This is a genomic window from Streptomyces sp. ASQP_92 (assembly GCF_025399895.1).
Classification (GTDB): domain Bacteria; phylum Actinomycetota; class Actinomycetes; order Streptomycetales; family Streptomycetaceae; genus Streptomyces.
Genome location: NZ_JAODUA010000007.1, coordinates 1 through 26,017, shown reverse-complemented (window position 1 = coordinate 26,017; position 26,017 = coordinate 1). Strand labels below are relative to the sequence as shown.

At 72.9% G+C, this 26,017-nt stretch carries 26 protein-coding genes and 1 pseudogene; 11 read left to right on the top strand and 16 right to left on the bottom strand.

What is annotated here, in order from left to right; translation table 11 throughout:
• Nucleotides 1-292: 292 nt before the first annotated feature.
• The 3 genes from N4G70_RS17595 to N4G70_RS17585 all read right to left on the bottom strand — a co-directional run bounded on the left by N4G70_RS17595 (nucleotide 293) and on the right by N4G70_RS17585 (nucleotide 3,240).
• On the bottom strand, nucleotides 293-1,576 hold the full coding sequence (locus tag N4G70_RS17595) for a ribonuclease D (RefSeq protein WP_261713601.1): 1,284 nt from the start codon (nucleotides 1,574-1,576) through the stop codon (nucleotides 293-295).
• A 78-nt stretch (nucleotides 1,577-1,654) separates the two neighbouring features.
• On the bottom strand, nucleotides 1,655-2,317 hold the full coding sequence (locus tag N4G70_RS17590; protein ID WP_053729434.1) for a response regulator transcription factor: 663 nt from the start codon (nucleotides 2,315-2,317) through the stop codon (nucleotides 1,655-1,657).
• Between the two features lie 269 nt (nucleotides 2,318-2,586).
• Complete coding sequence (locus tag N4G70_RS17585; protein ID WP_261713600.1) at nucleotides 2,587-3,240, bottom strand: DUF3000 domain-containing protein; 654 nt, start codon at nucleotides 3,238-3,240, stop codon at nucleotides 2,587-2,589.
• A 90-nt stretch (nucleotides 3,241-3,330) separates the two neighbouring features.
• Between N4G70_RS17585 and hemE the strand changes: the two genes are divergently transcribed.
• Complete coding sequence (gene hemE, locus N4G70_RS17580; protein WP_261713599.1) at nucleotides 3,331-4,398, top strand: uroporphyrinogen decarboxylase; 1,068 nt, start codon at nucleotides 3,331-3,333, stop codon at nucleotides 4,396-4,398.
• Nucleotides 4,399-4,401: 3 nt separating this feature from the next.
• Here the strand turns inward: hemE and N4G70_RS17575 are convergent, their stop codons facing one another.
• Complete coding sequence (locus N4G70_RS17575; RefSeq protein WP_261713598.1) at nucleotides 4,402-5,778, bottom strand: FAD-dependent oxidoreductase; 1,377 nt, start codon at nucleotides 5,776-5,778, stop codon at nucleotides 4,402-4,404.
• Between the two features lie 207 nt (nucleotides 5,779-5,985).
• Between N4G70_RS17575 and hemG the strand changes: the two genes are divergently transcribed.
• Together hemG and hemQ are read left to right on the top strand one after the other, a co-directional pair.
• A complete protein-coding gene (gene hemG / locus N4G70_RS17570) occupies nucleotides 5,986-7,416 on the top strand; it encodes a protoporphyrinogen oxidase (protein ID WP_261713597.1) in 1,431 nt (476 codons plus the stop codon).
• A gap of 4 nt (nucleotides 7,417-7,420) precedes the next feature.
• The gene (gene hemQ / locus N4G70_RS17565; RefSeq protein WP_261713596.1) at nucleotides 7,421-8,137 is read left to right on the top strand and encodes a hydrogen peroxide-dependent heme synthase; all 717 of its coding nucleotides are present in this window, start codon (nucleotides 7,421-7,423) and stop codon (nucleotides 8,135-8,137) included.
• 110 nt (nucleotides 8,138-8,247) lie between these two features.
• On the opposite strand, the gene N4G70_RS17560 is transcribed toward hemQ, so the two are convergent.
• From N4G70_RS17560 to N4G70_RS17535, 6 genes and pseudogenes are all read right to left on the bottom strand, one after another.
• Nucleotides 8,248-9,846 (bottom strand): alpha/beta hydrolase, encoded by a 1,599-nt coding sequence (locus N4G70_RS17560; RefSeq protein ID WP_261713595.1) that lies wholly within the window; start codon nucleotides 9,844-9,846, stop codon nucleotides 8,248-8,250.
• Nucleotides 9,847-9,952: 106 nt separating this feature from the next.
• Complete coding sequence (locus N4G70_RS17555; protein ID WP_261713594.1) at nucleotides 9,953-10,711, bottom strand: TIGR04222 domain-containing membrane protein; 759 nt, start codon at nucleotides 10,709-10,711, stop codon at nucleotides 9,953-9,955.
• 74 nt (nucleotides 10,712-10,785) lie between these two features.
• Nucleotides 10,786-11,574: a DUF4142 domain-containing protein gene (locus tag N4G70_RS17550; RefSeq protein ID WP_261713593.1), complete on the bottom strand. Its 789-nt coding sequence runs from the start codon at nucleotides 11,572-11,574 to the stop codon at nucleotides 10,786-10,788.
• Nucleotides 11,575-11,667: 93 nt separating this feature from the next.
• Entirely contained in the window at nucleotides 11,668-13,134 is a 1,467-nt protein-coding gene (locus N4G70_RS17545) for a DUF692 domain-containing protein (RefSeq protein ID WP_261713592.1), read from the bottom strand.
• Nucleotides 13,131-13,845, bottom strand: a pseudogene (locus N4G70_RS17540) (DUF4142 domain-containing protein). Before N4G70_RS17540 ends, N4G70_RS17545 begins: the two are co-directional and overlap by 4 nt.
• A 532-nt stretch (nucleotides 13,846-14,377) precedes the next feature.
• A complete protein-coding gene (locus tag N4G70_RS17535; protein WP_261713591.1) occupies nucleotides 14,378-15,115 on the bottom strand; it encodes a peptidyl-tRNA hydrolase in 738 nt (245 codons plus the stop codon).
• 70 nt (nucleotides 15,116-15,185) lie between these two features.
• Between N4G70_RS17535 and N4G70_RS17530 the strand changes: the two genes are divergently transcribed.
• The 4 genes from N4G70_RS17530 (at nucleotide 15,186) to N4G70_RS17515 (ending at nucleotide 17,713) form a co-directional block, all read left to right on the top strand.
• A complete protein-coding gene (locus N4G70_RS17530) occupies nucleotides 15,186-15,863 on the top strand; it encodes an AIM24 family protein (protein WP_261713590.1) in 678 nt (225 codons plus the stop codon).
• Between the two features lie 14 nt (nucleotides 15,864-15,877).
• Nucleotides 15,878-16,696 carry an ATP-binding cassette domain-containing protein gene (locus tag N4G70_RS17525; RefSeq protein ID WP_261713780.1) on the top strand — a complete coding sequence of 273 codons (819 nt, stop codon included), beginning with the start codon at nucleotides 15,878-15,880 and terminating at the stop codon, nucleotides 16,694-16,696.
• Nucleotides 16,693-17,370, top strand: coding sequence for an ABC transporter (locus N4G70_RS17520; RefSeq protein ID WP_261713589.1), 678 nt, complete (start codon nucleotides 16,693-16,695; stop codon nucleotides 17,368-17,370). Before N4G70_RS17525 ends, N4G70_RS17520 begins: the two co-directional genes overlap by 4 nt.
• 118 nt (nucleotides 17,371-17,488) lie before the next feature.
• Nucleotides 17,489-17,713: a hypothetical protein gene (locus N4G70_RS17515; protein ID WP_261713588.1), complete on the top strand. Its 225-nt coding sequence runs from the start codon at nucleotides 17,489-17,491 to the stop codon at nucleotides 17,711-17,713.
• A 4-nt stretch (nucleotides 17,714-17,717) separates the two neighbouring features.
• Here the strand turns inward: N4G70_RS17515 and N4G70_RS17510 are convergent, their stop codons facing one another.
• The 5 genes from N4G70_RS17510 to zapE all read right to left on the bottom strand — a co-directional run bounded on the left by N4G70_RS17510 (nucleotide 17,718) and on the right by zapE (nucleotide 21,531).
• A complete protein-coding gene (locus tag N4G70_RS17510; protein WP_261713779.1) occupies nucleotides 17,718-18,572 on the bottom strand; it encodes a polysaccharide deacetylase family protein in 855 nt (284 codons plus the stop codon).
• A gap of 134 nt (nucleotides 18,573-18,706) precedes the next feature.
• The gene (locus N4G70_RS17505; protein ID WP_261713587.1) at nucleotides 18,707-18,892 is read right to left on the bottom strand and encodes a hypothetical protein; all 186 of its coding nucleotides are present in this window, start codon (nucleotides 18,890-18,892) and stop codon (nucleotides 18,707-18,709) included.
• Between the two features lie 78 nt (nucleotides 18,893-18,970).
• Nucleotides 18,971-19,855 carry a PPK2 family polyphosphate kinase gene (locus N4G70_RS17500; RefSeq protein ID WP_261713586.1) on the bottom strand — a complete coding sequence of 295 codons (885 nt, stop codon included), beginning with the start codon at nucleotides 19,853-19,855 and terminating at the stop codon, nucleotides 18,971-18,973.
• A 78-nt stretch (nucleotides 19,856-19,933) separates the two neighbouring features.
• The gene (locus tag N4G70_RS17495; RefSeq protein WP_261713585.1) at nucleotides 19,934-20,359 is read right to left on the bottom strand and encodes an OsmC family protein; all 426 of its coding nucleotides are present in this window, start codon (nucleotides 20,357-20,359) and stop codon (nucleotides 19,934-19,936) included.
• A gap of 65 nt (nucleotides 20,360-20,424) precedes the next feature.
• Entirely contained in the window at nucleotides 20,425-21,531 is a 1,107-nt protein-coding gene (zapE, locus tag N4G70_RS17490; RefSeq protein ID WP_261713584.1) for a cell division protein ZapE, read from the bottom strand.
• Between zapE and N4G70_RS17485 the strand changes: the two genes are divergently transcribed.
• The 4 genes from N4G70_RS17485 to msrB all read left to right on the top strand — a co-directional run bounded on the left by N4G70_RS17485 (nucleotide 21,530) and on the right by msrB (nucleotide 24,907).
• Entirely contained in the window at nucleotides 21,530-22,366 is an 837-nt protein-coding gene (locus N4G70_RS17485) for a pyrimidine reductase family protein (RefSeq protein WP_261713583.1), read from the top strand. The genes zapE and N4G70_RS17485 overlap by 2 nt on opposite strands.
• A gap of 152 nt (nucleotides 22,367-22,518) precedes the next feature.
• Nucleotides 22,519-22,986, top strand: coding sequence for an indole-3-glycerol phosphate synthase (locus N4G70_RS17480; protein WP_261713582.1), 468 nt, complete (start codon nucleotides 22,519-22,521; stop codon nucleotides 22,984-22,986).
• Between the two features lie 93 nt (nucleotides 22,987-23,079).
• The gene (gene murC / locus N4G70_RS17475; protein ID WP_261713581.1) at nucleotides 23,080-24,471 is read left to right on the top strand and encodes a UDP-N-acetylmuramate--L-alanine ligase; all 1,392 of its coding nucleotides are present in this window, start codon (nucleotides 23,080-23,082) and stop codon (nucleotides 24,469-24,471) included.
• Between the two features lie 34 nt (nucleotides 24,472-24,505).
• Nucleotides 24,506-24,907 (top strand): peptide-methionine (R)-S-oxide reductase MsrB, encoded by a 402-nt coding sequence (msrB, locus tag N4G70_RS17470; RefSeq protein WP_261713580.1) that lies wholly within the window; start codon nucleotides 24,506-24,508, stop codon nucleotides 24,905-24,907.
• Nucleotides 24,908-24,992: 85 nt separating this feature from the next.
• Here the strand turns inward: msrB and N4G70_RS17465 are convergent, their stop codons facing one another.
• Nucleotides 24,993-25,727, bottom strand: coding sequence for a 4'-phosphopantetheinyl transferase superfamily protein (locus N4G70_RS17465; protein ID WP_261713579.1), 735 nt, complete (start codon nucleotides 25,725-25,727; stop codon nucleotides 24,993-24,995).
• Nucleotides 25,728-26,017 lie beyond the last annotated feature (290 nt).

Sequence of the window (26,017 nt, the reverse complement as noted above, 5' to 3'; positions counted from 1 at the left end):
GCAGTTCCCCGCGCCCCTGACCCCGTCTTCGGCTGCGGGCCGTGCGTGGCCGGCCGCGCAGTTCCCCGCGCCCCTCAACCCCCTTTCCGCCCGCGGACCGTGCCCGCTTTTCGCGCAGTTCCCCGCGCCCCTGAAACCCGCTTTCGTCCGCGGGCCGTGCGTGGCCGGTCGCGCAGTTCCCCGCGCCCCTTAACTGCTCGGTGCTGGGGCAACTTCAGCCCGTCCGGCGATTGAGGACGAGCGCCCTTGAGGCGCGAACGGGGTCTGGGGCGGAGCCCCAGGGAGGGGACGGTCAGGGCTTGGCCGGGGTGGCGGTGAGGGCCGCCGAGAGCAGCGGCGTCACCTGCTCGATCTGCCAGCGCCGCGCACCGTACGACGCCAGCGCCTCGCCCACCGCCGCCTCCGACCGGTCACCCGGCGGCTCCCAGCAGACCCGCCGCACCGTGTCCGGAGTGATCAGGTTCTCCTGCGGCATGTTCAGCCGCTCGGCGAGCTCGGAGACGGCCGCGCGGGCCGCCGAGAGCCGGGCCGCGGCGGCCGGGTCCTTGTCCGCCCAGGAACGCGGCGGAGGGGGCCCCTGCAACGGCTGGCCGGGCTGCGGGAGTTCCGCCTCCGACAGCGCCTTCGCGCGGTCGACGGCGGCCTGCCACTGCTCCAGTTGCCGCCGGCCCATCCGGTGCCCGAACCCGGGCAGCGCGGTCAGCGCGGTCACATGGGCGGGCAGTGCCAGCGAGGCCTCGATGATCGCGGAGTCGCTGAGCACCTTGCCCGGCGAGACGTCACGCCGCTGCGCCACCTTGTCCCGGGCCGTCCACAGTTCGCGTACGGCCGCCATCTGACGGCGCCTGCGCACCTTGTGCATGCCGGAGGTACGGCGCCAGGGGTCCTTGCGCGGCGGGGCCGGCGGCGCGGAGGCGATGGCGTCGAACTCCTCGCGGGCCCACTCCAGCTTGCCCTGCCGGTCGAGCTCCTTCTCCAGGGCGTCGCGCAGATCGACCAGGAGCTCCACGTCGAGCGCCGCGTAACGCAGCCAGGGCTCGGGCAGCGGCCGGGTCGACCAGTCGACCGCCGAGTGGCCCTTCTCCAGAGCGAACCCGAGCACGCTCTCGACCATCGCGCCGAGGCCCACCCGCGGGAACCCCGCGAGCCGGCCCGCGAGCTCGGTGTCGAAGATCCGGGAGGGAACCATGCCTATTTCGCGCAGGCAGGGCAGATCCTGGGTGGCGGCGTGCAGAATCCACTCCGTGTCCGAAAGTGCCTCCCCCAAAGCGGAGAGATCCGGACAACCGACCGGGTCGATGAGCGCGCTGCCCGCGCCCTCCCGGCGCAGCTGCACGAGGTAGGCGCGCTGCCCGTAGCGGTAGCCGGACGCGCGCTCGGCGTCGACGGCGACGGGGCCGGTGCCCGCCGCGAAGGCGGCCACCACGTCGGCCAGGGCCTCGTCGGTGGCGACGACGGGCGGAATGCCCTCTCGGGGCTCCAGCAAGGGAATCGGCGCCTTGTCGACGTCGTCCGGGGGAGCGCCCCCGGTGGTTCGCAGTGCTGTCTCGGCTGCGGTCTTATGGGCGTCGGTCACCTGTCAAGGGTATCCGTGTATGCACGGCGCCCGTCGACGGAACGTTCCGTCGACGGGCGCGTGAGGGTCGTAAACCGGTCAGTGAATGATTCCGGTCCGCAGGGCCACGGCCACCATCCCGGCGCGGTCACCCGTGCCGAGCTTGCGTGCGATCCGGGCGAGGTGGGACTTGACGGTCAGAGCGGACAGGCCCATCGAGACGCCGATCGCCTTGTTGGACTGGCCCTCCGCGACGAGCCGGAGCACCTCGACCTCACGGCCGGAGAGCTCGCGGTAGCCGCCCGGGTGGCTCGGGGCACCCGGGGGGCGGCGGTGCATACGGGCGGCCGCGGCGCCGATGGGGGCGGCGCCGGGGCGGCCGGGGTGGCCGACGTTGGTGCGGGTACCGGTGACGACATAGCCCTTCACGCCGCCCGCGAGGGCGTTGCGCACGGCACCGATGTCGTCGGCGGCGGACAGGGCCAGGCCGTTGGGCCAGCCCGCGGCTCGGGTCTCGGACAGCAGGGTCAGCCCGGAACCGTCGGGCAGGTGGACGTCGGCAACGCAGATGTCGCGCGGGTTGCCGACGCGGGGACGGGCCTCCGCGATGGACGACGCCTCGATGACGTCACGTACTCCGAGCGCCCACAGGTGCCGGGTGACGGTGGAGCGGACTCGGGGGTCGGCAACGACGACCATGGCCGTCGGCTTGTTCGGGCGGTAGGCGACCAGGCTTGCGGGCTGCTCAAGAAGAACGGACACCAGGCCTCCTGGAAAGGTGCGGGACGAAGCCGGCTCGGGGATGAAGCCGGGGCGAACCGTGCAGTTAGGGTCACAAACCTCTTCGGCACCAAACCCCTCGGCCTTTAGAGAATGATCACGATTTGGTGAGAAACATTTAGGGCAATTCAGACAGGTGCTCGATCGTCGAGTGACCGCCGGGGCGCACGGACCCGCGCGGGGGCCCGCGAAAACGCCCCGCGCCCCACCGAAAGGCGGGCGCGGGGCGCGGGAAAAGGTGGGGCCGGTCCTCAGCGGGGGTCGCGGCGCTGAGGCAGGGTGACCACGCCACCGCCCCCCTCGGCCTGGCCGGAGGCCGGCGGCAGGCCCGCGATCTGGCACAGCAGATCGCACCAGGCCGCCAGATGACCCGCCGTGTCCGGCACTCCGCCCAGCCCTTCGCGCGGCGTCCAGGACGCCCGGATCTCGATCTGGGTGGCCGGCAGGCGTTCCGCGAGCCCGCCGAAATAGTGCGAGCCGGCCCGGGTGACCGTGCCGCCGGCCTCGCCGTACGCCAGACCGCGGGCTTCCAGGGCGCCGGTCAGCCAGGACCAGCACACCTCGGGCAGCAACGGGTCGGCCGCCATCTCCGGCTCCAGCTCGGCCCGCACCAGGGTGACCAGGCGGAAGGTCCCCTTCCAGGCGTCGTGCCCGGCCGGGTCGTGCAGCAGGACGAGCCGGCCGTCGGCCAGGTCCTCCTCGCCCTCCACGACCGCCGCCTCCACGGCGTAGGCGTACGGCGCGAGGCGCTGGGGCGGTCGGGTCTCGTCCAGCTCGATCTCGGGGCGCGGTCGCGCCGTGCGCAGTGCGTCGACGGCCTGACGGAAGGGGATCGGAACGGAGGTTCCGTCCCCGGCGTCCCTGCCGTCAGCGCCATCCGAAGTTCGTCCCTGAGCGGCAGCCATGCGGGGAAGACTAGGCGGAACGGGCGCCCGGCGCCGGTAGGGACACCCGGCCCGGGGCAGCCGCTTGTGGCACATGCGAAGATTCTGGGCGTGAGCGCCAACGACCGCCCTGTGGGCCAGCCGAACAGCACGACGCACGACTCCGCGTTCCTCAGGGCGTGCCGGCGGGAAGCCGTCCCGCACACGCCGGTCTGGTTCATGCGCCAGGCCGGGCGCTCGCTGCCGGAGTACCTGAAGGTGCGCGAGGGCATCCCCATGCTGGAGTCCTGCATGCGGCCCGACCTGGTCACCGAGATCACGCTCCAGCCCGTCCGCCGGCACAAGGTCGACGCGGCCATCTACTTCAGCGACATCGTGGTCCCGCTCAAGGCCATCGGCATCGACCTGGACATCAAGCCCGGTGTCGGCCCGGTCGTCGCCGACCCGATCCGCACCCGGGCCGACCTCGCCCGGCTGCGCGATCTCACCCCGGACGACGTCCACTACGTCACCGAGGCGATCGGCATGCTGACCGGCGAGCTCGGCTCCACGCCGCTCATCGGCTTCGCGGGCGCCCCGTTCACGCTGGCCAGCTACCTCGTGGAGGGCGGCCCGTCCCGCAACCACGAGAACACCAAGGCCATGATGTACGGCGACCCGGAGCTGTGGGCCGACCTGCTGGACCGCCTCGCGGAGATCACCGGCGCCTTCCTCAAGGTGCAGATCGAGGCGGGCGCCTCCGCGGTGCAGCTCTTCGACTCCTGGGTGGGCGCGCTCGCCCCGGCCGACTACCGCCGCTCGATCCTGCCCGCCTCGGCGAAGGTCTTCGACGCCGTCGCCTCCTACGGCGTGCCCCGCATCCACTTCGGCGTCGGCACCGGCGAGCTGCTCGGCCTCATGGGCGAGGCGGGCGCGGACGTCGTCGGCGTCGACTGGCGCGTTCCGCTGGACGAGGCGGCCCGCCGGGTCGGCCCCGGCAAGGCGCTCCAGGGCAACCTCGACCCGGCGGTCCTGTTCGCCCCGACCGCGGCCGTCGAGGCCAAGACCCGCGAGGTCCTGGACGCGGCCGCGGGCCTGGAGGGCCACATCTTCAACCTCGGCCACGGGGTGCTGCCCTCGATGGACCCGGACGCGCTGACCCGCCTCGTCGCGTACGTCCACGAGCAGACCGCCAAGTAGCGGCTAGCCGGCGGCGCGCAGCTTCGACACCGCCTTGCGCGCCGCCACCAGGACCGGGTCCCACACCGACGAGAACGGCGGGGCGTAGGCCAGGTCCAGGCCGGTGAGCTGATCCACCGTCATACGGGCGGTCAGGGCCACCGCCGCGATGTCGATCCGCTTGGCCGCGCCCGCGCCGCCCACGATCTGCACGCCGAGCAGCCGCCCCGTCCGCCGCTCGGCCAGCATCTTCACCGTCATCGGGGCCGCGCCCGGGTAGTACCCGGCGACGGTGGTGGACTCGATGGTCGCCGTGACGTACTGGAGGCCCTCCTCGCGGGCCTCCCGCTCCGACAGACCGGTGCGGGCCACCTCCGTGTCGCAGACCTTGGTGACGGCCGTGCCGACGACGCCCGGGAACGTGCCGTAGCCGCCGCCCACGTTGGAGCCGATGATCTGGCCGTGCTTGTTGGCATGGGTGCCGAGCGCGATGTGGCGGTGCCGGCCCGACACCAGGTCCAGCACCTCGATGCAGTCGCCGCCCGCCCAGATGTTCTCGTGCCCGCGCACCCGCATCGAGGCATCGGTGAGCAGCGCGCCCGAGTCGCCGAGCGGCAGCCCGGCTGCGCGGGCCAGCTCCGTACGGGGGGTGACACCGAGGCCGAGCACCGCCACGTCCGCCGGGTACTCGGCCCGGTCGGTCGCCACCGCGCGCACCCGGCCCGACTCATGGGTGAGCACCTTGGTGACCTCGGCGTCCGTGACGACCTTGATCCCGGAGCGCTCCATCGCCTCGGTGAGGCGGTGGCCCATGTCGGGGTCGAGCGAGTGCATCGGCTCGGCGCCCCGGGTCAGCAGCGTCACCTCGAAGCCGCGGGCGAGCATCGCCTCGGCCATCTCGATGCCGATGTAGCCGCCGCCCACCACCACCGCGCGCCGCTCACCGGCCGACTCCAGGCTCTCAAGCAGGGCCCGCCCGTCGTCGATGGTGTGCACCCCGTGCACTCCGGGGGCGTCGATCCCCGGCAGCGCGGGCCGCACGGGGCACGCCCCGGTCGCGATGACGAGCTTGTCGTAGGAGGTCCACTCCTCGCCGCCCGAGGCGAGATCGCGCGAGCGCACCCGCCGGCCCGCCACGTCCAGCTCCGTCACCTCGGTGCGCATCCGCAGATCGATCCCGCGGGCCCGGTGCTCCTCGGGGCCGCGCGCGATCAGGTCCTCGTGGCTCGGCACGTCGCCGGCCACCCAGTACGGGATGCCGCACGCGGAGTACGAGGTGAAGCCCGACCGCTCGAAGGCGACGATCTCCAGCTCCTCGGCACTTTTCAGCCTGCGTGCCTGCGATGCCGCGGACATGCCCGCCGCGTCACCGCCGATGACCACCAGTCGCTCCGCCGCCATGGGTGTTGCCTCCGCTCCTGAGGGTCCGCCTTCGACGATCACGATACGGAGGGCCGGCCCGCGGTGTTCCCCGGGCGTCCGGAGGCGGCCCGGGTGTTGGCTGCTCCCCCCTCTCAACTCGCTTATAGGAAAGCCGAGTTGAGGTGCCGCTGGTGCCGTGTCGGGGCGCGTTTCCGGTGGTCGGCGCCGGTCTGAGACAGTGGAGCCATGGACAACGCCCCCGCCCGCGCCCCGCACATCGTCGTTGTCGGAGGCGGCATCTCCGGCCTCGCCGCCGCTCACCGGCTGCTCGCGTCCGGCGCCCGGGTGACCGTGCTCGAAGGCAGTGCGGTGCTCGGCGGCAAGCTGCTCGCCGGGGAGATCGAGGGGGCGCCCGTCGACCTCGGCGCCGAGTCGATGCTGGCCCGCCGCCCCGAGGCGGTGGAGCTGGCCCGCGCGGTCGGCCTCGGCGACCGGATCCAGGCGCCCGCCGCGGCCGGCGCCGCCATCTGGACGCGGGGCGCCCTGCGGCCCATGCCCACGAGCCATGTCATGGGCGTGCCCGCGCGGCCCGACACCCTCCACGGCATCCTGTCCGCCGAGGGCCTGGCCCGCGTCGCCCAGGACCGCGAACTGCCCCCCACCGAGCTCGGCGAGGACATCGGCGTCGGCGAGTTCGTCGCCAAGCGGGTGGGCCGCGAGGTCGTCGACCGCCTGGTGGAACCGCTTCTGGGCGGGGTCTACGCGGGCGACGCCTACCGGATCTCGATGCGGGCCGCGGTGCCCCAGCTCTTCGAGGCGGCCCGCACCCACCCCTCGCTCCTCGACGGCGTCCAGGACATCCAGGCCGCCGCCGCGGCCAAGCAACGGGGCGGCCCCGTCTTCGCGGGCCTGGACGGCGGCATCGGCACCCTGCCCCTCGCGGTCGCCGACGCCGTACGCGCCCAGGGCGGCGAGATCCGCACCGAGACCCCGGTACTCGCCCTCACCCGGACCGCGGACGGCTGGCGGATCCGTACCGACAGTGAACTGATCGACGCCGACGGGGTGATCCTGTCCACCCCCGCCTGGTCGGCCTCCGCGCTGCTCGCCGCCGAGTCGCCGGTCGCGGCCGCCGAGCTGTCCGAGGTGGAGTACGCCTCGATGGTCCTGGTCACGCTCGCCTTCCGGCGGGCCGATCTGGCCGGCCTGGAGACGCGCTCGGGATTTCTGGTGCCGCCGGTGGACGGGCGCACCATCAAGGCCTCCACCTTCTCCACGCACAAGTGGAGTTGGGTCAACGAGCGAGGCCCGGACCTGTTCGTGCTGCGGACCTCGATCGGGCGCTACGGCGAGGAACGCCATCTGGACTGGGACGACGCCGACCTCGTGGACGTCTCGCTCGGTGATCTCGGCGAGGCCGTCGCGCTGTCCGCGAAGCCCGTCGCGAGCAGGGTCAACCGCTGGATCGGGGGACTTCCGCAGTACCCCGTGGGCCATCTCGCCAAGGTCGCCCGCGTCCGCGCCGAGGTGGCCAAGCTGCCCGGACTGCGGGTCTGCGGCGCCGCGTACGACGGCGTGGGCATCCCCGCGTGCGTCGCGAGCGCACGGCGCGCCGCCGACGAGATCATCGCCACGTCGACCCTGGCGCGGAACACCCAGAGTGACGCGGGACAATAGCCACATGAGTGCTGCTCCGGAAAAGATTCCCAACGCGGGGAAGAAGGCGAAGGACCTCAACGAGGTCATCCGCTACACCCTGTGGTCTGTCTTCAAGCTGCGCGACGTTCTGCCCGAGGACCGCGCCGGCTACGCCGACGAGGTCCAGGAGCTGTTCGACCAGCTCGCCGCCAAGGACGTCACCGTCCGCGGCACCTACGACCTGTCGGGTCTGCGCGCCGACGCCGACATCATGATCTGGTGGCACGCGGAGACCTCCGACGAGCTCCAGGGCGCCTACAACCTGTTCCGCCGCACCAAGCTGGGCCGCGCGCTCGAACCGGTGTGGTCGAACATGGCGCTGCACCGCCCCGCCGAGTTCAACAAGGCGCACATCCCGGCGTTCCTCGCCGACGAGAACCCGCGCGACTACGTGTCGGTGTACCCGTTCGTGCGCAGTTACGACTGGTACCTGCTGCCCGACGAGGACCGCCGCCGCATGCTCGCCGACCACGGCAAGATGGCCCGCGGCTACCCCGACGTGCGGGCCAACACGGTCGCCTCGTTCTCGCTCGGCGACTACGAGTGGCTGCTCGCCTTCGAGGCCGACGAACTGCACCGCATCGTCGACCTGATGCGCCATCTGCGCGCCTCCGAGGCCCGGATGCATGTGCGCGAAGAGGTGCCGTTCTACACCGGCCGGCGGAAGTCCGTCGCGGATCTCGTCGCCGGACTCGCCTGACGGCCTCCGCCTTCACCGGCCTCACCGCCTTCACCGGCCTCACCGGCCGAGCAAGACCAGGTGACCGGCCCGCGCCACGCGAGCGGGCCGGTCACCCCTGACCCGGAAGATCAGAGAGCGGGCACCGTACGCCCCGGCCTGTGGGCCGTCCGCTCGTCCAGCGACACCGGGTTCGGCTCCCGGTGCGGCGCGCACGCAGCGCGCCGCACCGGCGTCCGGCCGTTGAGCAGGTAGTCCTCCACATAGCCGTTCACACACGCGTTGGCGCCGCCCGCGATGCCGTGCGTGCCCGCGTCCTTCTCCGTGATCAGCGCGGAGCCGGGCAGCCGCCGCTGGAGTTCCAGAGCGCCCGGGTACGGCGTCGCCGCGTCCCGCTCCGCTGCCAGGATCAGCGTGGGCGGCAGCGCCCCCGGCCGCACGCCGACGTCCACCGGCTTCTGCCGCGGGGCCGGCCAGTAGGCGCACGGCAGGTTCATCCACACGTTGTCCCACGTCTCGAACGGCGCGGTCCGCGCCAGTTCGCTGTTGTCGCGGTCCCAGGTGGCGAAGTCCGTCGGCCAGGGGGCGTCGTTGCACTCGACGGCCGTGTAGACCGCGTTCCCGTTCTCGTCGTCGCTCGCCGACTCCGGCCTGGGGGCGGCCTGTTGGACCAGCGGACGCTCATTGCCCTTGAGGTACTCCGACAGGGCGCTCGCCCGGCTCGACCAGTAGTCGTCGTAATACCCGGCCTTGAGGAACGCGGCCTGCAACTGCGCGGGCCCGACGGTGCCGCCGGCCGGCCGCCGGGTCAGGGCGGCCCGCACCCTCTCGTAGCTCTCCAGGACCTCTTGGGCCGTGCTGCCCAGGTGGTAGACCGCGTCGTGCTTGGCGACCCAGGTGCGGAAGTCCTCCCAGCGGCCCTCGAACGCGCGGGACTGGGCGAGGTTGTTGCGGTACCAGATCTGGTCGGGGTCCGGGTCGACCGCCGAGTCGAAGACCATCCGGCGGACGTGGGAGGGGAACAGCGTCGCGTACACGGCCCCGAAGTAGGTGCCGTACGAGGAGCCCATGAAGGTCAGCTTCTTCTCGCCGAGCGCGGCCCGCAGCACGTCCAGATCGCGGGTGTTGTTGAGGGTCGTGTAGAAGCGCAGCGCCTGGCCCGCGTTGCGCTCACAGCCCGCGGCGTACGCCTGGGCCTGCGCGATGCGCTCCATCTTGTACGGCTCGGAGGGGTGCCTCGGCGCGTCGGTGGGGGCCTTGGCGAAGTCCGCCGGGTCCTGGCAGGACAGCGGGGCCGAACGGGCCACTCCGCGCGGGGAGTAGCCGACGAGGTCGTACGCGCCCGCGAGCCGCTTCCACGTGGGGAGGCCGGCCACCATCGGGAAGTACATGCTGGAGGCGCCGGGTCCGCCCGGGTTGAAGACGAGGGCGCCCTGGCGCTGGGCGGGCTTGCCCGTGGCCTTGACCCGGCTGACGGTCAGCGCGATCTGACGGCCCGTCGGATGGCTGTAGTCGAGCGGGACCTCGACGGTGCCGCACTGGACGGAGGGGGGCAGCGCCTCCACCTCGGGGCAGCGGCCGAAGGCGATCGGGGTGGCGGCCGCGTGCCGGGCGGCCGCCGCCGCGCCCCGGGCCTCGACGGTGAGCGGGTCGGCGCTGCCCGCGGGAGCGGCGACGAGGGCGGAAAGGACGAGGGAACCGAGGGTTCCGTACAGCGCTACAGCTCTCATCGCCGGAACATCCCTTTCGTGCTGCGGTACTACGGAAGTACATACAGGTCAAAAGGGGATACGTCGTGCGAGGGGAAGTAAAGCAGCGGGGCCGCGCCGGACGCGGTCATTGACTCCGATGCGCGAAGCGGCCGCTCGTCAGGGCGCTGCGCACCTGGGGATCGTCCACGGCCCGCAGTCCGCGCACGGCGACCGCGGTGAGCGGATCGCCCGCCGCGTCGAGCCCGCCGAGCAGCGCCTGCCCGTCGGGCGAGGCCCAGCGGGTGTACGGGTGGATCTCCATGCGGGCGATGGCGAGGCAGCCAAGGGTGAGGACGAGGGGGAGCGAGAACCAGGCGGCCATCTCGGCCCGCCCGATGGACGCCTCACCGGGCATGAACAGCGCGGTGGCGGCGAGCGCGGTGATCAGCAGGGCGGCGCCCCGGACCGCCCGCACCGAGGCGCTGACGCCGTTGCGCACCACGTCCGGGACGGCCAGGCCCGCTCCCGCGAGCCGCTCGGCGAGTTCGCGCACCGCGTCGGCGGCGGCCGCGTCGGAGCGTATCGCCGCTATCCGCTCCTGCCCGCCGGGGCCGATCGCGGTGAGGACGGACCGCTCCAGGTCGTCGCGGCCCTCGGGGTCCACGACGGTGGCCCACCCGGTGTGGGCGAGCAGCAGCCGACGGGCCCGGTGCATGGAGATCAGGGTGAGGTCGGCGACCCGATAGGGGCCGCCCGCCAGGAACGCGGCCTCGTAGCAGGACAGGTCCCGCTCCTCCTGCGGACGCGGCCCGGGGCGCGCGGCGGCGACGGCCGCGAGGCAGAGCCGACCGCAGGACAGCCCGGCGGCGACGATCGCCGGCAGAAGGAAGAGCACCCAGAACATGGCCGAGTTGTATGCGAAGTTGGCGGTTCACCGCCACAGTCTGTCCACGATTTGGACGTGGAGTTATTCCTTCGTTACGGAGTGTGGGTGTCGGGCTCCGCCGATGCCTCGTCCTTGGGGCGGGACACGGCGGGCGGCAGCGGGAACGAGGGCCCGGCGCTGCCGGACGGCCCCGGGGCGAGGGGCCGTGGACTCGCGGGCGTCGTCCCCGGCGTGGGCGGTGGCGGCCCGGTGGGGCTCGCGGTCGCCGCCGCGGCGCCGTCCCGTGCGAGCGCGTCGAAGTCGACGAGCCCGGTCGCCTCCAGCACGCGGATGTGGTCGAGGACGGTGGTGTTGGCGTCGTCGGCGAGCTCGCGCACGAGCGAGTTGCGGGTGGTCGCGCGCACCTGGGCGACGAGCGAGAACACCTTTCCGTGCGCGGCGCGCAGCAGGTTGGCGAAGTCCCGCTCGTAGGCGGTGCCGGTGTCCGCCGTCAACTGGCTGAGCCAGCCCCGCTGTTGGTCGTTGGGCTGGTTCGGCAGCTCCATGTCGAGCCGCGCGGCGACCTCGCGTGCCCGGGCGTCGAGGAAGGCGTGCCCCGCCATCAGGTGCCGCCCGGCCGCCTCGATCGCGGCGCTGGGTTTGCGCTCGATGGCCTGCTGCCCGGCCGGCCCCTCCCAGAGCCCGGCCAGCCGCACCCGGACCACGAAGTCCCGGTCGGCCGCGGACAGCGGGCCCGAGGGGGTCGGCACCGTGGCGCCGTCGAGGTCGGCGAGGGGCGTGCCGGAGCGGTCGGCGTACGACCAGATCGGGAACAGCAGCGCGAGCAGGGTCGCGGCCAGCGCGACGAGGACGAGCCCGGTACCGGACAGCAAGCGACGCATGGATGCCTCCTGGTGCGTGCCGCACGGTAGTGCGGATGCCGCTGATCCGGGAGGCGGTTCGGTGAAATGGGTGGCCGGGTGGTGTGGGAGTCGTCACGTGAGGGAGGAGTTCGTCTCAACTCCCTTGCCCACGAGGTACGTTGACGGGTTGCGCCGCCCTCGGGCCGCTCGGCTCACGGTGCTCAGAAGCCGTGCCGCGCGGCCCGGGGGCCGGGCGCCGGCCCGCTCCTTCCACCAACGGCCCAGGGCGCGCCGGGTGTCGGCGTCGCCGGGCCGTCCCGCGTCGAGCAGCCAGCGCGCGAAGTCGAGGGCGTCCTGGCGGTAACCGCCGCGCATCGGGCGGCACGTGGCGTAGGCGAGGAACGCCTCGCGAAAGCCGTCGCCGAGGAGCGTCTCCAGCTCCGGCGCCACCTTGGCCACCACGTCGGCCCGCTTGGCCGCGAGCGCTCGGGCCTGCACCCGCAGCCGCGGCCCGTCGAACCCGGCGGGCACGGGCGTCCCGGCGGTGAGCGAGGAGAGCAGAGCGGCCTGCGCCAGCGCGAGCCGCTCACGCGAACGGTGGCTCTCTTCGAGAGGCGGGACGCTGGTGGGGACCGCCGTGCCGGGAGGCGCCGCCGAGCCGGTACGGGCCGACACGCGGCCCGCCGCGCCGACCGGGGTCACCGGTCCGTCCGAGGTCACCGGTCCGTCCGGGGCCGCGAGGACGCTCGGGGTCTCGGGACGGCCCGGGCGCCGGGTGGCGGACCGGAGCGTGGAGCGGATCGCGTCGAGTTCGCCCGCGAGTTCGGCCGTCGGTGGGAACGCCTCGTCCCGCTCCAGGAGCACGCCGGGCGGGGTCACCCGTGCGGCCAGCTCGGCAAGGACGTCCAGGACCGGGCGGGGCACGGGGTGGGCGTGCGTGTCGTGCCAGACGCCGTCCCGCTCCACGCCGCCCGCTACATGGACGTACGCGATGGCCTCCAGGGGCAGCGCGTCGAGCACCTTCGCGGGGTCCTCGCCCCGGTTGACCCGATTGGTGTGGAGGTTGGCCACGTCGATGAGAAGCCCCACCCCGGTGCGCTCGACGAGCTCGGCCAGGAACTGGCCCTCCGTCAACTCATCCTCGGGCCAGTCGATCAGGGCCGCGATGTTCTCCAGGGCGAGCGGCACGGGCAGCGCGTCCTGGGCGATGCGGACGTTCTCGCACAGCACCCGCAGGGCGTCGCGGGTGCGCGGCACCGGCAGGAGGTGGCCCGCCTCAAGGCGCGGCGAGGCGGTCAGCGCGCCGCCCGCGCGCACGAACGCGATGTGCTCGGTGACCAGCGGGGAGCCGAGCGCCTCGGCCCGGGCCGCCAGCTCGGCGAGGCGCCGCGCGTCCGGGCGCTCGGCCCCGCCGAGTCCGAGCGAGACCCCGTGCGGCACCACGGTGACGCCGCGCCCGCGCAGCCGTACCAGCGAGTCGGGGAGGTGGCCGGGGCAGAGGTTCTCCGCGACCGCCTCGACCCAGTCGATGCCGTCGAGCCCCTCCACGGCCGTGGCGATCTCAGGCCGCCAGCCGATGCCGATGCCCAGTTGCTTCATGGACAGGTCATGGCCCCCGGCTCCGGCGGCGAACCCTCGCGGGTCACCTTCAGAGCTTGATTTGAGGTTGCCGCGCCCGGCCGCGAAGGCCTCCCTGTGCGAGCCTCAGCTCGGGGTGGCCAGCGCGTCGAAGTCCACCAGGCCGGTGGCCTCCAGCATCGTCATGTGGTCGAGCACGGTGGTGTTGGCGTCATTCGCCAGATCGCGCACGAGCGAGTTGCGGGTGGTCGCGCGCACCTGCGCGACCAGGGCGAACACCTTGCCGTGCGCGGCGCGCAGCAGGTTGGCGAAGTCCCGCTCGTAGGCGGTGCCGGTGTCCGCCGTCAACTGCCGCAACCATCCCTGCTGTTGAGGGTTGGGCTGGCTCGGCAGCTCGATGCCGAGCTTCGCGGCCACGTCGCGGTCGTGCCGGTCGAGCGCGGCGTGGCCCATGACGAGGTGGTCCCCGGCCGCCTTGATCGCGGCGCTGGGGGCTCGCTGCTGCGCCTGCTGCCCGGCCGGCCCCTCCCAGAGCCCGGCGAGCCGCACCTTGGTGACGAATTCCCGGTCCGTCGCCGACAGCGGGCCCCAGGGGGTCGGCGTGGAGGCCGCGTCGAGATTCGCCTGCGGCGTCCCACCGCGATCGGCATACGACCACACGGGAAAGGCCAGCGCGCCGATGGTGGCCACGAGCACCGCGATCAGCAGCCCCGTACCGTTCACGCGGCGCAGGGCAAAACGACTGGAGCGAACTATGCCACGCGACAAGATGCCTCCCGGGCCGGTCGATCGAGAGCGCCGAACGCTACTCGGTGGTACCGCGGGATACGCATGAGACCCCCGATGCGTTCAACGCCGCGAGGGTGGGGCTGGGTGCGAGGGGCCCCTGTGCGAGGGGCCGGGTGCGGCGCGGGCATTGGGCGCGAGGGGCTGGGCCCGGCGCTGGCATTTGGGGGCGCGGGGAACTGCGCGAGCAGCGACCACGACCCGAGGACGAAGGCGGGGTTAGGGGTGCGGGGCCCCCTGTGCGAGGGGCCCCGGGCCCGGCGCTGGCATTTGGGGGCGCGGGGAACTGCGCGAGCAGCGACCACGACCCGAGGACGAAGGCGGGGTTAGGGGTGCGGGGTCCCGCGCGAGGGGCCGAACCCGGCGCTGGCATTCGGGGGCGCGGGGAACTGCGCGAACGGCCCGTACGGGCGCGAGGCCGAGGGGCGCTGGGGGCCCCAACCAGGGCGGCCCAGGGGCGCGGGGCCCCACCACCCCCTCACCGACCCAGCCGCCCCCACAACCCCGAATGCTCCGCCACCACCGTGCAAGACCCCGGCGCAATCTCGGTGAACCCGGCATCCCGAACCACCGGCAACCCGCTCAGCGTCAGCTCGCGCCACGCGGCGCGCTCCGCGACCCGTACCGAGAGCGCGAAGCCCGCCCCCCGCCAAGCCTTGCGCTCGGCGTCCGACAGCTCCCACCAGGCGAGTTGGGCACCGTGGCCGGCCTGCGCCATGGCCTTGCCCGCGGACATGTCGAGGTCCGGGTTGAGCCAGAGCACCGGCGCGAGCGGATCGGGGGGACCCGGTTCCGCCGGGTCGTCCAGATCCGTGCCGGACACCTGGAGCTTGGCCAGCTCCTTGGGCCAGCCGTCGAGCGGCACCGGCGGGAAGACGCGTACCTCCGCAGCCTTCCCGGTCACCGTGATCCCGGGCAGCGCCGAGGCCTTGCGCCACTCGGCACCGCGGGCCCGACGCACCACCTTGCGGATCCGCGCGTCCTGCCAGTCGCGCATGGCCCGCGCCCACTCGCCCTCGTCGTCGCCCTCGCCCAGCGACCGGTCGTCGTCGAGGATGACGAGCACCGCGCGGGCCGCCGTCTCCAGCGCGTCGGTCCGCGCCGGGGGCTCGGCCTTCTCGATGCGGACGACGAGCGGCAGCACGAACTGCGGTGCCTCGTCGCGAGGGGACTCGTCGGGGAATGGGTCGGCGGAAGAGGTGTCCTGGGTGCTCACCCCACCAGTCTGCCAGCCGCCGAACCGGTGATTCTTGGCGGAACGAATCGTTCCGGGACAGGATGCGCGCATGAAGAGCGACCTTTTTGCCACCGAGAACATGGCCCAGCCGGCGGCCGCCGCCGGAATGACGCTGGAGAACGCCAAGTCGATCAAGTACGCCGTCAACGGGGAGATGCTGGCGCGCCAGGGCGCGATGATCGCCTACCGCGGCAACCTGCAGTTCGAGCGGCGCGGCCAGGGCATCGGCGGCATGCTGAAGCGCGCGGTCACCGGCGAGGGCCTGCCCCTGATGGCGGTCACCGGCCAGGGCGAGGCGTGGTTCGCGCACGAGGCGCAGAACTGTTTCATTGTCGACATCGAGCAGGGCGATGCCCTCACCATCAACGGCCGCAACGTGCTGTGCTTCGATTCCACGCTCAGCTACGAGATCAAGACGGTCAAGGGCTCCGGCATCGCCGGCGGCGGCCTGTTCAACAGCGTCTTCACGGGGTACGGCCGGCTCGGCGTGGTCTGCGAGGGCAACCCGCTGGTCATCCCGGTCTCCCCGCAGCTCCCGGTGTACGTCGACACGGACGCGGTGGTCGGCTGGACCGCCAACCTCCAGACCTCCCTGCACCGTTCGCAGTCCATCGGCTCGATGCTGCGCGGTGGCTCCGGCGAGGCTGTGCAGCTGATGCTCCAGGGCGAGGGCTACGTCATCGTCCGGCCGAGCGAGGCGACGCCGCAGAAGGCGCAGCAGCACTGAGCACCACCCGCGCACTGAGGGGTGTGGGCCGCCGGTACTCCATCGGCGGCCCCTGGGTCCTGCGCGACATCGACCTGGAGCTGCCCGCGGGCGCCCTGGTCCGCGTCACGGGCACCAACGGCACCGGTAAATCAACCCTGTTGAGGCTGGTGACCGGAACGGACGCGCCGACCGAGGGCCGGGTCACCGGCCGGCCCCGCACCGCCTACGTCCCCGAACGCTTCCCGGCGGCGCTCCCCTTCACGGCGGCCGGTTACCTCACGCACCTGGGCCGGATCCACGGGCTGTCGCGCCGCGCGGCCAAGGAGCGGGCCGGGCACTGGCTCGAACGGTTCGGCGCGGCCGCGTACGCCGGCACTCCGCTCGCCGAGCTCTCCAAGGGCACCAGCCAGAAGGTCGCCGTGGCCCAGGCGCTGCTCGCCGAACCCGAACTCCTGGTCCTGGACGAGGCGTGGACCGGCCTCGACACCGCGGCCCGCGCCGAGTTGGACCGCGCGGTGCGCGAGCGTGTGACGGCGGGCGCGACGGTCGTGTTCGTCGACCACGACCCCGCGCGCCTCGCCGGCCACCAGGACGCGCGGTACACCGTGGCGGACGCCGGGCTGCACCGCGCGCCCCTGGCCGGCACCCCGAACCCCTCCGGCGCGCCGGTCCTCGTCGACATCACCGGAACGGGCCCCCTGCCATCCCAACTGCCGGGCAGCCCACAGGAGTTGAGGACGGCAGACGGCTCCCGCACCCTGCGCGTCGCGGCCGAGCACTCCGACGACCTGCTGCGCGCCCTGCTCGCGGCCCGCCCGCCCTGGCACATCCGAGGAGTGCGCGGCACATGAGCCCACTCGTCCCCCTCGTGCGCTACCAGAGCACCCTGCTCCTGCGCTCCCAGCGCTGGCTCGCGCCGGTCCTGCTGTACGTCGCCTTCCTGGCCGTCGGCGTCCAGGCGGGGGAGCCGGTCCTGGGCGCGCTGGGGTTCGCGGCCGCCGGGCTGCTACCGGTGACGGCCTGGCTCGTACGGATCTGCGTCACCCAGGAACCGGAGGCCGCCCGCACCTGCGCGGCCGCCGCCGCGGGTCCGCCCCGCGTCCATCTCGCGTCGCTCCTGGCGGCGGTCGGCTGTGCGTCCGTGCTCGGCCTGCTGGGCACGGCGTACGTGACCGCGGTGGGCGATCCGGCGAGCGCGGACCACAAGGTGGCGGTGCCGCTGGGTTCCGCGCTCGGGGCGGGGCTGTCGGCGGCCGGGGTCTGCGTGCTGACGGGGGCGGCGGTCGGCGCGCTGGGCAGCCGTCCGGTGCTGCACACGCGGGGCTGGTCCCTCACGCTCACCGCACTGGGCGCGCTGCTCGCCCTGGTCCTCACGCCGTCGCCCGCCAAGTACGCGGTGTCCGCCCTGGTCACCGGCTCGCGCACGGGCTCCGTACCGCTCGCGGTAGTGCCGCCGGCCGCCGCTCTGGTGTGCGCGGGGGTGGTCGCCGCCGGGGTCTGCGCGCTCAGCTCACGACGCCGCTGAGCCGAGCCGGGCCCGTCCCCTCGCAGATTCCGTACGACGATTCCGTACGACGCCGGGCCCACACCTCCGTCCCGGCCGGGGCGACCGCTTGGCCCCATACCCGATTACGCTCGGGTCCATGGACGAGACGCGGCCGCACGACGAGACGACGTACTGCGACGCGGGACCGGAGCGAGGACCGGGGCCCGCCGCCGGGGCCCCCGCGCCCGGCTCCGCGGACGGCCCCTTCGCCGAGTGCGTGCTGTGCCGTGCGCCGACCGAGTACCCGGAGTCGACGAAGGGCAGCACCCTCTGTCCGGTGTGCGAGTGGCAGGAGGCGCAGCGCACCGCCTGCTCCGGCTGATGGCTCAGTGCTGGGTGGCGCCCCGGATCAGGTCGGAGACCTTCACGAAGCGATAGCCGCGCTTGCGCAGCTCCGGCACGATGCGCTGGAGCGCGGTGTCGGTGACCGGCGCCGCGCTGCGCGTGCAGTGCATGACCACCAGCGACCCCGGCCGTACCCCGGCGAGCACCTGGTCGGCCACCGCGTTCGCGTCCGTCGCGAAGGCGTCCCCGCTCACCACGTCCCACTGGACGGCGGTCATCTTCAGCGGGGCGAGGGTGCGCAGGACCTCGTCGTCGTAGCAGCCGCCGGGAAAGCGGAAGTAGGGCACGGCGTTGGTCACCCCGGCCTTCTTGAACTGGGCCGTCGCCTTCTCGACGTCGGCCCGCACCGCGTCCTTGGGGACCACGGGCAGGCCGTAGCAGTCGGACTTGAACGCGTAATGGCTGTAGGAGTGGTTGCCCACCTCGAAGGCGGGGTCCGTCCCGATCGCGCGGGCCTCGGCCGGGTACTCCTCGGCCCACCGGCCGGTCATGAACACCGTCGCCGGAACCTTCATCCGCCGTAGATCGGCGATGAGCCCGGGGTTGTCGAAGTGCTCGCCGCGCGCGGCGCGCGGTCCCTGGTCGGCCGTCATGTCGGCGTCGAAGGTCAGCGCGACGACCTTCTCGCCCTTGGGGGTCTCGGGAGCCCGCTTGAAGACGGGGGTGATTCCGCCGGGGCCGGGCGCCAGCGTCGGGGCGCTCGCCGTCTTGGGGGCGCCCGCCCCCTGCGGGGCCGGGGCCGAGGGGGAGGGCCGGTCCGCCGAGTGGCGCGGGGCGGAGGCGGGGTCGGAGCCGCAGCCGGCGAGCGCGGCACCGAGCAGGGCACCGGCGATCATTTTGCGTGCAGTAAGGGTCACGAACGGAAAGTATCCGATCGTATAGGCATATTTGCCGAGGCTGCCCTCGGCGTCCCTGAGATTCCGGCCAATGCCGCACAACGCGCCCTCCGTCCCCCGGCGGACTGGGCTCGTCACATACGGAACACCCGCCCGAACAGCCCCTTGACACCCGAGGCGCCGTGCATGCTCCAGGGAGGCGCCGTGTCCGGATCCCGTACGGGCGCGTGCACCGCGGCGCTCTGCTCCACTGCCCACTGCCCACCGCCCACCGCCCTCGGCCCACCGCCCTCGGCCTCGCCGGCGCGGCCACCGCTCACGCGGACGGCATCGGCTCGCTCTCCGCCGAGCAGATCTCCCGGCGCCCGCGCGCGGCCCTCGCCCCAACTGGCCCTCGCTCACCCGTCGTTGAGCAACCGGCGCCTGCACTCCTCGACATCGAAGTCGCCCGGCGGGTACTGCGGATCGAGCGCTTCCAGCCGCTCCAGGAGCAGCGTGCTGACCGCCCAGTCGCGGTACCACTTGCGGTCGGCCGGCACGAGGTACCAGGGGGCGGCGTCGGTGGAGCAGCGCTTCAGGGCGATCTCGTACGCCTTCTGGTAGGCGGGCCACAGCGCCCGCTCGTCGATGTCCCCCGGGTTGAACTTCCAGTGCTTGTCGGGGTTGTCGAGGCGCGCGAGCAGACGGCGGCGCTGCTGCTCGTAACTGATGTGCAGGAACACCTTGACGATGCTCACCCCGTCGTCGGCGAGGGAGCGTTCGAAGTCGTTGATCTGCTCGTAGCGGCGGTTGAGCCGGGTGCGGGAGACCAGCTCCCGCACCCGGGCGATCAATACGTCCTCGTAGTGCGAGCGGTCGAAGATGCCGATCTCGCCGGGCCGGGGGAGCGCCTTGGTGATGCGCCACAAGAAGGGGTGGCCGAGCTCCTCGCGGGTCGGCGCCTTGAACGCCTGGACGCGGCAGCCCGACGGGTTGAAGAGCCCGATGACGTGCTTGACCGTGCCGCCCTTGCCGCTGGTGTCCATGCCCTGGAGCACCAGCAGGATCCGCCGCCGGTCGCCCGAGGTGCTCGCCGCGTAAAGGCGCTCCTGGAGATCGGCGAGACGTTCACCCATCCGGGCGGTGGCGGCCAGGCCCGCGGCCTTGTCCGGCGGCCCGGCGGGGGTCGCGTCGGCGGCGTACGCGGAGAGGCGCACGCGTTCGCCGCCGGGGATGCGCAGCAGTTCACCAAGGCCGGGCCCGGGTTTCTTCCCGCCCTGCCCGGCCCTGTCCCTTCTGGCCACCGCGCACCCCTTCCGGACGCCCCGCGTTCCCTCGATCGTGCGATGGAACGGCGCCCGGCGCTACCGCTGGCGGCAGCCTCAGACGAGCTCGGCGGAGAGCGTGATGGTGGTCCCCGAAAGGGCCTGGCTCACCGGGCAGTTCTTCTTGGCGTCCTCGGCGGCCGCCTGGAAGCCGTCCGCGTCGAGGCCGGGGACCTCGCCGCGCACGGTGAGGTGGATGCCGGTGATGCCCTCGCCGGGCTGGAAGCTCACGTCGGCCTTGGTCTCCAGACGGGTGGGCGGGGTGCCCGCGCCCGTCAGGCCGTGCGAGAGGGCCATCGAGAAGCAGCTCGAGTGGGCGCCCGCGATGAGCTCCTCCGGGCTGGTCTTGCCATTGGCCTGCTCGGCGCGGGACGGCCAGGAGACCGCCTGCGAGGCGATGCCCGAGGAGTCGAAGGTGACGGTGCCGGAGCCCTTGAGGAGCTCGCCTTCCCAGACCGTGTGCGCCGTGCGCGTGGTGGCCATGATGTTTCCCTTCTGTGGCCGAGGGGGCGATGGACGGATGCTGCGGAGCCCCCTCGGCCCCAAACCTACTGCCCCACAAGGCCCTTCGCGTCGCGGGCCAGCGCGGTCAGACGGGAGATCGCCCGGAAGTACTTCTTGCGGTATCCGCCGTTCAGCATCTCGTCACTGAACAGCCGGTCGAAGGGGACGCCCGAGGCGAGCACCGGCACCTCGCGGTCGTACAGCCGGTCGGCGAGCACCACCAGACGCAGCGCGGTCGACTGGTCGGGCACCGGCCGCACATCGGTCAGACACACCGCGCGGACCCCGTCCGTGAGCGCCCCGTACCGGCTGGGGTGGACCCGCGAGAGGTGGTCCAGCAACTGCGGGAAGTCGTCGAGGGCGGCGCCCTCGGTGGCGTACGCGGCCCGGGTGACCTGCTCGTCGGAGTAAGGGGCGGGAGCCTCGGGCAGCCCGCGGTGCCGGTAGTCCTCGCCGTCGATCCGCAGCGGGCGGAAGTGCGCGGAGAGGCCCTGGATCTCCCGCAGGAAGTCGGCGGCCGCGAACCGGCCCTCACCGAGCTTGCCGGGCAGCGTGTTGGAGGTCGCGGCCAGCGCCACGCCCTGCTCGACGAGCCTGCGCAGCAGCGAGGACACCAGGACCGTGTCGCCCGGGTCGTCGAGCTCGAACTCGTCGATGCACAGCAGCCGGTGGCCGCTCAGCGTCTGCACGGTCTGCTGGAAGCCGAGCGCGCCGACCAGATTCGTCAGCTCGACGAACGTGCCGAAGGCCTTGAGCGCCGGCTCGGCCGGAGTGGCGTGCCACAGCGAGGCGAGCAGATGGGTCTTGCCGACGCCGTACCCGCCGTCGAGATACACCCCGCGCGGCCCGGGGGCCGCGGCCGGCTTCTTCGCGAACCAGCGCCGCTTGGCCCCGACCGCGTGCGCCCCGCCGAGCCCCGCCGCGAAGGAGGACAGCACGGTGACCGCCTCGGACTGGCTCGGCTGGTTCGGGTCCGGCACATACGTCTCGAAACGGACCGAGTCGAACCGCGGCGGCGGCACCATCTCGGCGACCAGTCGATCGGCGGGGACATGGGGAGCGCGGGCGCACAGGGACGCCGGGGCCGCTTCGGTTATGGGGCTGGTCGACACAGTTCCCCACTGTAAGGGTCGTGCCAGACTGCACGGCATGCGACAACTGTTCCCTGTGACCGACCAGACACCGGCCGCCGAGAGCGCCGAGAGCGTCCAGAGCGCCGAACAGACCGGGCCCCCCGGACACCCCTGGACCGCGGACCCGGCCGCGGACACGGAGTGGTCGCTCGACCGGCTGGCCGACGCCTACGCCTACCCCCGCACGGACGGCCCCTGGCTGCGGGCCAACATGGTGTCCTCGCTCGACGGCGCGGGCCAGCACGAGGGCCGCTCGCAGCCGCTGTCGTCCGACACCGACATGCGGATCTTCGGCACGCTGCGCGCCCTGGCGGACGTCGTCGTGGTGGGTGCGGAAACGGTACGCCTGGAGGGGTACCGGCCGGCCAGGGCGCGGGCCGAGTTCGCCGAGCGGCGCAAGGCGGCCGGGCAGGGTCCCGCCCCCGCGATCGCCGTCGTCACCGCGGGCCTGGACCTCGACTTCTCGCTGCCCCTGTTCACCTCGCCGCTGGTCCCCACCCTGATCCTGACCGGCGCGGCCGCCGACCCCGACCGGGTGCGGGAGGCCGAGCGGGCGGGCGCCGAGGTGGTGGTCGCGGGCGACGGTCCCGGAGTCGAGCCCCGGCGGGCCGTGCGGGCGCTGGCCGACCGGGGCCTGCCGAGGATGCTCACCGAGGGCGGGCCGCGCCTGCTCGGCCAGTTCGTGGCCGCCGAAGTCCTTGACGAGCTGTGTCTGACGGTGGCGCCGCTGCTGACCGCCGGGGACGCCCAGCGCATCGCCGGAGGGCCCCCGGTGACGGTTCCCCAGCGGTTCGCGCCGACGTCGGTCCTGGAGGACGCCGGGTTCCTCTTCACGCGTTACCGTCGGATCTGACGAACGGCGGAATTTACCGTTCCGCTTAGCTCACGCTGGGCACACTTATTCAGGCAGACCCCGTGCGGGCACGGGGAAGGATGGTTTCCGCAGGGGCCGGGCCCACCGCTCACGGTGGCGAAGGCCATGGAGAGATTAGAAGGGCGCCTGTCGTGTTCACGAGCGTATTGATGATCGAGAAGCCCCTGACCTCCGTAGACGTGGAATTCGTCACCACTCTGCACGGGGACGAGCCGATGTCGTTCGTCGTGCTCATGCAGCCCAGGGGCGACCAGGACCGGCTGCTGCGCGCGATCGACGACGTGGCGCTCGGCGAACTCGACGAGGCCGTCCGCGAAGGCGACGAACCCGAGGGCACGGCGGCCCAGGGCCCCGCCGAACTGGCGCTCCAGCACTCCCTGCAATCCCTGCGGGACGCGGGCAGCACGGCGGTGGGCCAGGTGGTCGACGACCACCCCCTGGACAAGCTGAAGGGCGTGGTCGACGAGGTGGGCGCCGACGAGGTCATCGTCCTGACGGCCCCGCACTACGTGGAGGAGTTCTTCCACCGCGACTGGGCCTCGCGCGCCCGTCACAAGGTCGGCGTACCGGTCCTCAAGCTCTTCGCCCACAGCGAGTAGCCCCCGCACGGAGCCGTGTCGCGGCCGGAGCCCCCACAGGAATTAGGGTGGGGGCTCCTTCTGTACGTACGTCGCACCCCGGGAGAGAACCGCATGGCATCCGCCATTCCCACCGCCATGGAACGGCCGCACTTCATCGGCATCGGCGGTGCCGGCATGTCGGGCATCGCGAAGATCCTGGCCCAGCGCGGGGCCCAGGTCGCGGGCAGCGACGCGAAGGAGTCCGCCACCGCCGAGGCGCTGCGGGCCCTCGGCGCCACCGTGCACATCGGCCACGCGGCCGGCCACCTCGCCTCCGACGCCACCTGCGTCGTCGTCTCCAGCGCGATCCGCGCCGACAACCCCGAGCTGGCCCGCGCCGCCGAGCTGTCCGTGCCCGTCGTGCACCGCTCGGACGCGCTCGCCTCCCTCATGGGCGGCCTGCGCTCCATCGCGGTGGCCGGCACCCACGGCAAGACCACCACCACCTCGATGCTGGCCGTCGCCCTGACCGAGCTGGGCCTCGACCCCTCGTACGCGATCGGCGGCGACCTCGAAGGGCCCGGCACCAACGCCCGGCACGGCGAGGGCGACATCTTCGTGGCGGAGGCAGACGAGAGCGACCGCAGCTTCCAGAAGTACGACCCCGAGGTCGCCATCGTCCTCAACGTCGAACTCGACCACCACGCCAACTACGCCTCGATGGACGAGATCTACGACTCCTTCGAGACCTTCGTCGGCAAGATCAGGCCCGGTGGCACCCTCGTGATCGCCGCCGACCAGCCGGGCGCCGTGGAGCTCACCCAGCGCGTCCGCGACCTGTCCTCGCTCAAGGTGGTCACCTACGGCGAGTCCGAGACGGCGGACGTACGCGTCCACAAGGTCACCCCGCGCGGCCTCACCTCCGAGGTGACGGTCCTGCTGAACGGCAAGTTCCTGACCTTCACCGTCTCGGTCCCCGGGCGCCACTACGCCCACAACGCGGTCGCCGCGCTCGCCGCGGGCGTCGCCCTCGGCATCCCGGCGCACAACCTGGCCTCCGCGCTCGGCAAGTACACCGGCGTCAAGCGCCGCCTCCAGCTCAAGGGCGAGGCCAAGGGCGTCCAGGTCATCGACTCCTACGCGCACCACCCGACCGAGATGACCGCGGACCTGGAGGCGATGCGGGGCGCGTCCGACTCCCGCCTCCTGGTGGTCTTCCAGCCCCACCTCTTCTCCCGCACCCAGGAGCTCGGCAAGGAGATGGGCGAGGCCCTCGCGCTCGCCGACCTCTCCGTCGTCCTCGACATCTACCCGGCCCGCGAGGACCCGGTCCCCGGCGTCACCAGCGAGCTGATCATCGACGCGGCCAAGGCGGCCGGCGCCACGGTCACCGCCGTCCACGACAAGTCCACCGTCCCGGACGTCGTCGCGGGAATGGCCGCCCCCGGCGATCTCGTTCTCACCATGGGCGCGGGCGACGTGACGGACCTCGGTCCGGCCATCCTGGCCCGCCTGTCCGACTGACCCGCCCCGATCCGACCCGAGCGAGGAGCACCCCATGGCGTACGACGTCGAGAAGCCCGACGAGCAGTGGCGCGCGGAGCTGACTCCCGCCGAGTATCAGGTCCTGCGCCAGGCCGGCACGGAGCCCGCGTTCGTCGGCGAGTACACCGACACCAAGACCGAGGGCGTGTACTCGTGCCGCGCCTGCGGGGCCGAACTGTTCACCTCCGCCGAGAAGTTCGAGTCCCACTGCGGCTGGCCGAGCTTCTTCGACCCGAAGGACACCGAGGCCGTCGAACTCATCGAGGACCGCTCCCACGGCATGTCCCGCACCGAAGTCCGCTGCGCCCGCTGCGGCTCCCACCTGGGCCACGTCTTCGAGGGCGAGGGCTACCCGACCCCGACGGACCAGCGGTACTGCATCAACAGCATTTCGCTGCGGCTGGTGGAGAAGTAAGGGCGAGACCGACGGCGAAGGGCCGGCACGGACGCAGCGCGTCCTGCCGGCCCTTCGCCATGTCGGCGCCCGGGGGCGGCGACGCTCACCTGTGTTCGTGGAGACGTACTTCGGGGTGGCTGCCGTCGGTCTGCGCGGGAACGGAGAGGGCCGCGGCCCAGGTGCCGGGCATGTCGAGGTCCGCCACGGTCCAGGACCCGGGCGTACCGGGGACCCCGGTGGCGACGGTCACCGGGCGCGAGCTCTCCGGACACGTCTCGACGGTACGGAGATCGGTGGTGATCCCGACGCCGACCGCCTTGAGCACGGCTTCCTTACGGGTCCAGCACCGCAGGAACGCGCGGGTCCGGGCATCCCCTTCCTCCGCCCGCAGCACGATCTGCCGCTCGGACTCGGTCAGGGTGGACGGCGCGAGCTCCTCGACCGGGAAGTCGCGTACGAACTCGACGTCCACTCCCACCGGAACGCGGGCCACGGCGAGCATTCCGCAGCCGCCGGTGTGGGAGATGCTGATCCACAGAGGGGTGTCCGGACGCAGCACGGTGGGAGGTCCGTGCAGCGGATCGCCGCACCCCGGGCAGGGTCTGCGGCCGAGCCCTATCTCCTCCGGCGCCACATCGAGCAGGGTGGAGAGGATCCGACGGGTCGACGCTCGCGCGGCGGCATACCCCACGGCCGCCCCCGGGTGGACGAACCGCGCGGCCCGGTCGCGCTCATCCTTGCTCAGCAGGGCCAGGTCGGACGGGGCTATGGGTCCGTCTCCGGTACGCCACCACCAGGCGTGGGCGACGGCTGTGTCGGTGTCGAGGATCAAGGTCACGAGGGCACGCTACCGCCCAGGACGGCGCCGAGCCGACGCTCAAGTTGACGCAGGATGAGCAGATCCGTAAGGTTCTTCGGGTTGCCACGGAGCCGGAACGGTTCTGCGGCAACCGTCCGCCGCAGACTCTGCGGCACCCAACTCAGCACGATCTCCCGACCGGGATGAATTTCGGCATGCCGAATTCTCTTTTTCGGTCGGACCGGCAGACTCGATTGTGAATCGGCCGGGGAAATCCGCTAGAGTTCGGGACGTCGGAACGGCCCAAAAGCCGGGACGGCAACCCCGCC

What these genes read in the sequence shown, in the direction of transcription:
- N4G70_RS17560 (WP_261713595.1), bottom strand. Translation starts at nt 9,846, where the DNA reads ATGAGAGCTGTAGCGCTGTACGGAACCCTCGGTTCCCTCGTCCTTTCC.
- N4G70_RS17575 (WP_261713598.1), bottom strand. Translation starts at nt 5,778, where the DNA reads ATGGCGGCGGAGCGACTGGTGGTCATCGGCGGTGACGCGGCGGGCATG.
- N4G70_RS17520 (WP_261713589.1), top strand. Translation starts at nt 16,693, where the DNA reads ATGAGCCCACTCGTCCCCCTCGTGCGCTACCAGAGCACCCTGCTCCTG.
- N4G70_RS17530 (WP_261713590.1), top strand. Translation starts at nt 15,186, where the DNA reads ATGAAGAGCGACCTTTTTGCCACCGAGAACATGGCCCAGCCGGCGGCC.
- N4G70_RS17585 (WP_261713600.1), bottom strand. Translation starts at nt 3,240, where the DNA reads ATGGCTGCCGCTCAGGGACGAACTTCGGATGGCGCTGACGGCAGGGAC.
- hemQ (WP_261713596.1), top strand. Translation starts at nt 7,421, where the DNA reads ATGAGTGCTGCTCCGGAAAAGATTCCCAACGCGGGGAAGAAGGCGAAG.
- N4G70_RS17550 (WP_261713593.1), bottom strand. Translation starts at nt 11,574, where the DNA reads ATGCGTCGCTTGCTGTCCGGTACCGGGCTCGTCCTCGTCGCGCTGGCC.
- N4G70_RS17510 (WP_261713779.1), bottom strand. Translation starts at nt 18,572, where the DNA reads ATGATCGCCGGTGCCCTGCTCGGTGCCGCGCTCGCCGGCTGCGGCTCC.
- hemG (WP_261713597.1), top strand. Translation starts at nt 5,986, where the DNA reads ATGGACAACGCCCCCGCCCGCGCCCCGCACATCGTCGTTGTCGGAGGC.
- murC (WP_261713581.1), top strand. Translation starts at nt 23,080, where the DNA reads ATGGCATCCGCCATTCCCACCGCCATGGAACGGCCGCACTTCATCGGC.
- zapE (WP_261713584.1), bottom strand. Translation starts at nt 21,531, where the DNA reads ATGCCGTGCAGTCTGGCACGACCCTTACAGTGGGGAACTGTGTCGACC.
- N4G70_RS17515 (WP_261713588.1), top strand. Translation starts at nt 17,489, where the DNA reads ATGGACGAGACGCGGCCGCACGACGAGACGACGTACTGCGACGCGGGA.
- N4G70_RS17485 (WP_261713583.1), top strand. Translation starts at nt 21,530, where the DNA reads ATGCGACAACTGTTCCCTGTGACCGACCAGACACCGGCCGCCGAGAGC.
- N4G70_RS17545 (WP_261713592.1), bottom strand. Translation starts at nt 13,134, where the DNA reads ATGAAGCAACTGGGCATCGGCATCGGCTGGCGGCCTGAGATCGCCACG.
- N4G70_RS17555 (WP_261713594.1), bottom strand. Translation starts at nt 10,711, where the DNA reads ATGTTCTGGGTGCTCTTCCTTCTGCCGGCGATCGTCGCCGCCGGGCTG.
- msrB (WP_261713580.1), top strand. Translation starts at nt 24,506, where the DNA reads ATGGCGTACGACGTCGAGAAGCCCGACGAGCAGTGGCGCGCGGAGCTG.
- N4G70_RS17495 (WP_261713585.1), bottom strand. Translation starts at nt 20,359, where the DNA reads ATGGCCACCACGCGCACGGCGCACACGGTCTGGGAAGGCGAGCTCCTC.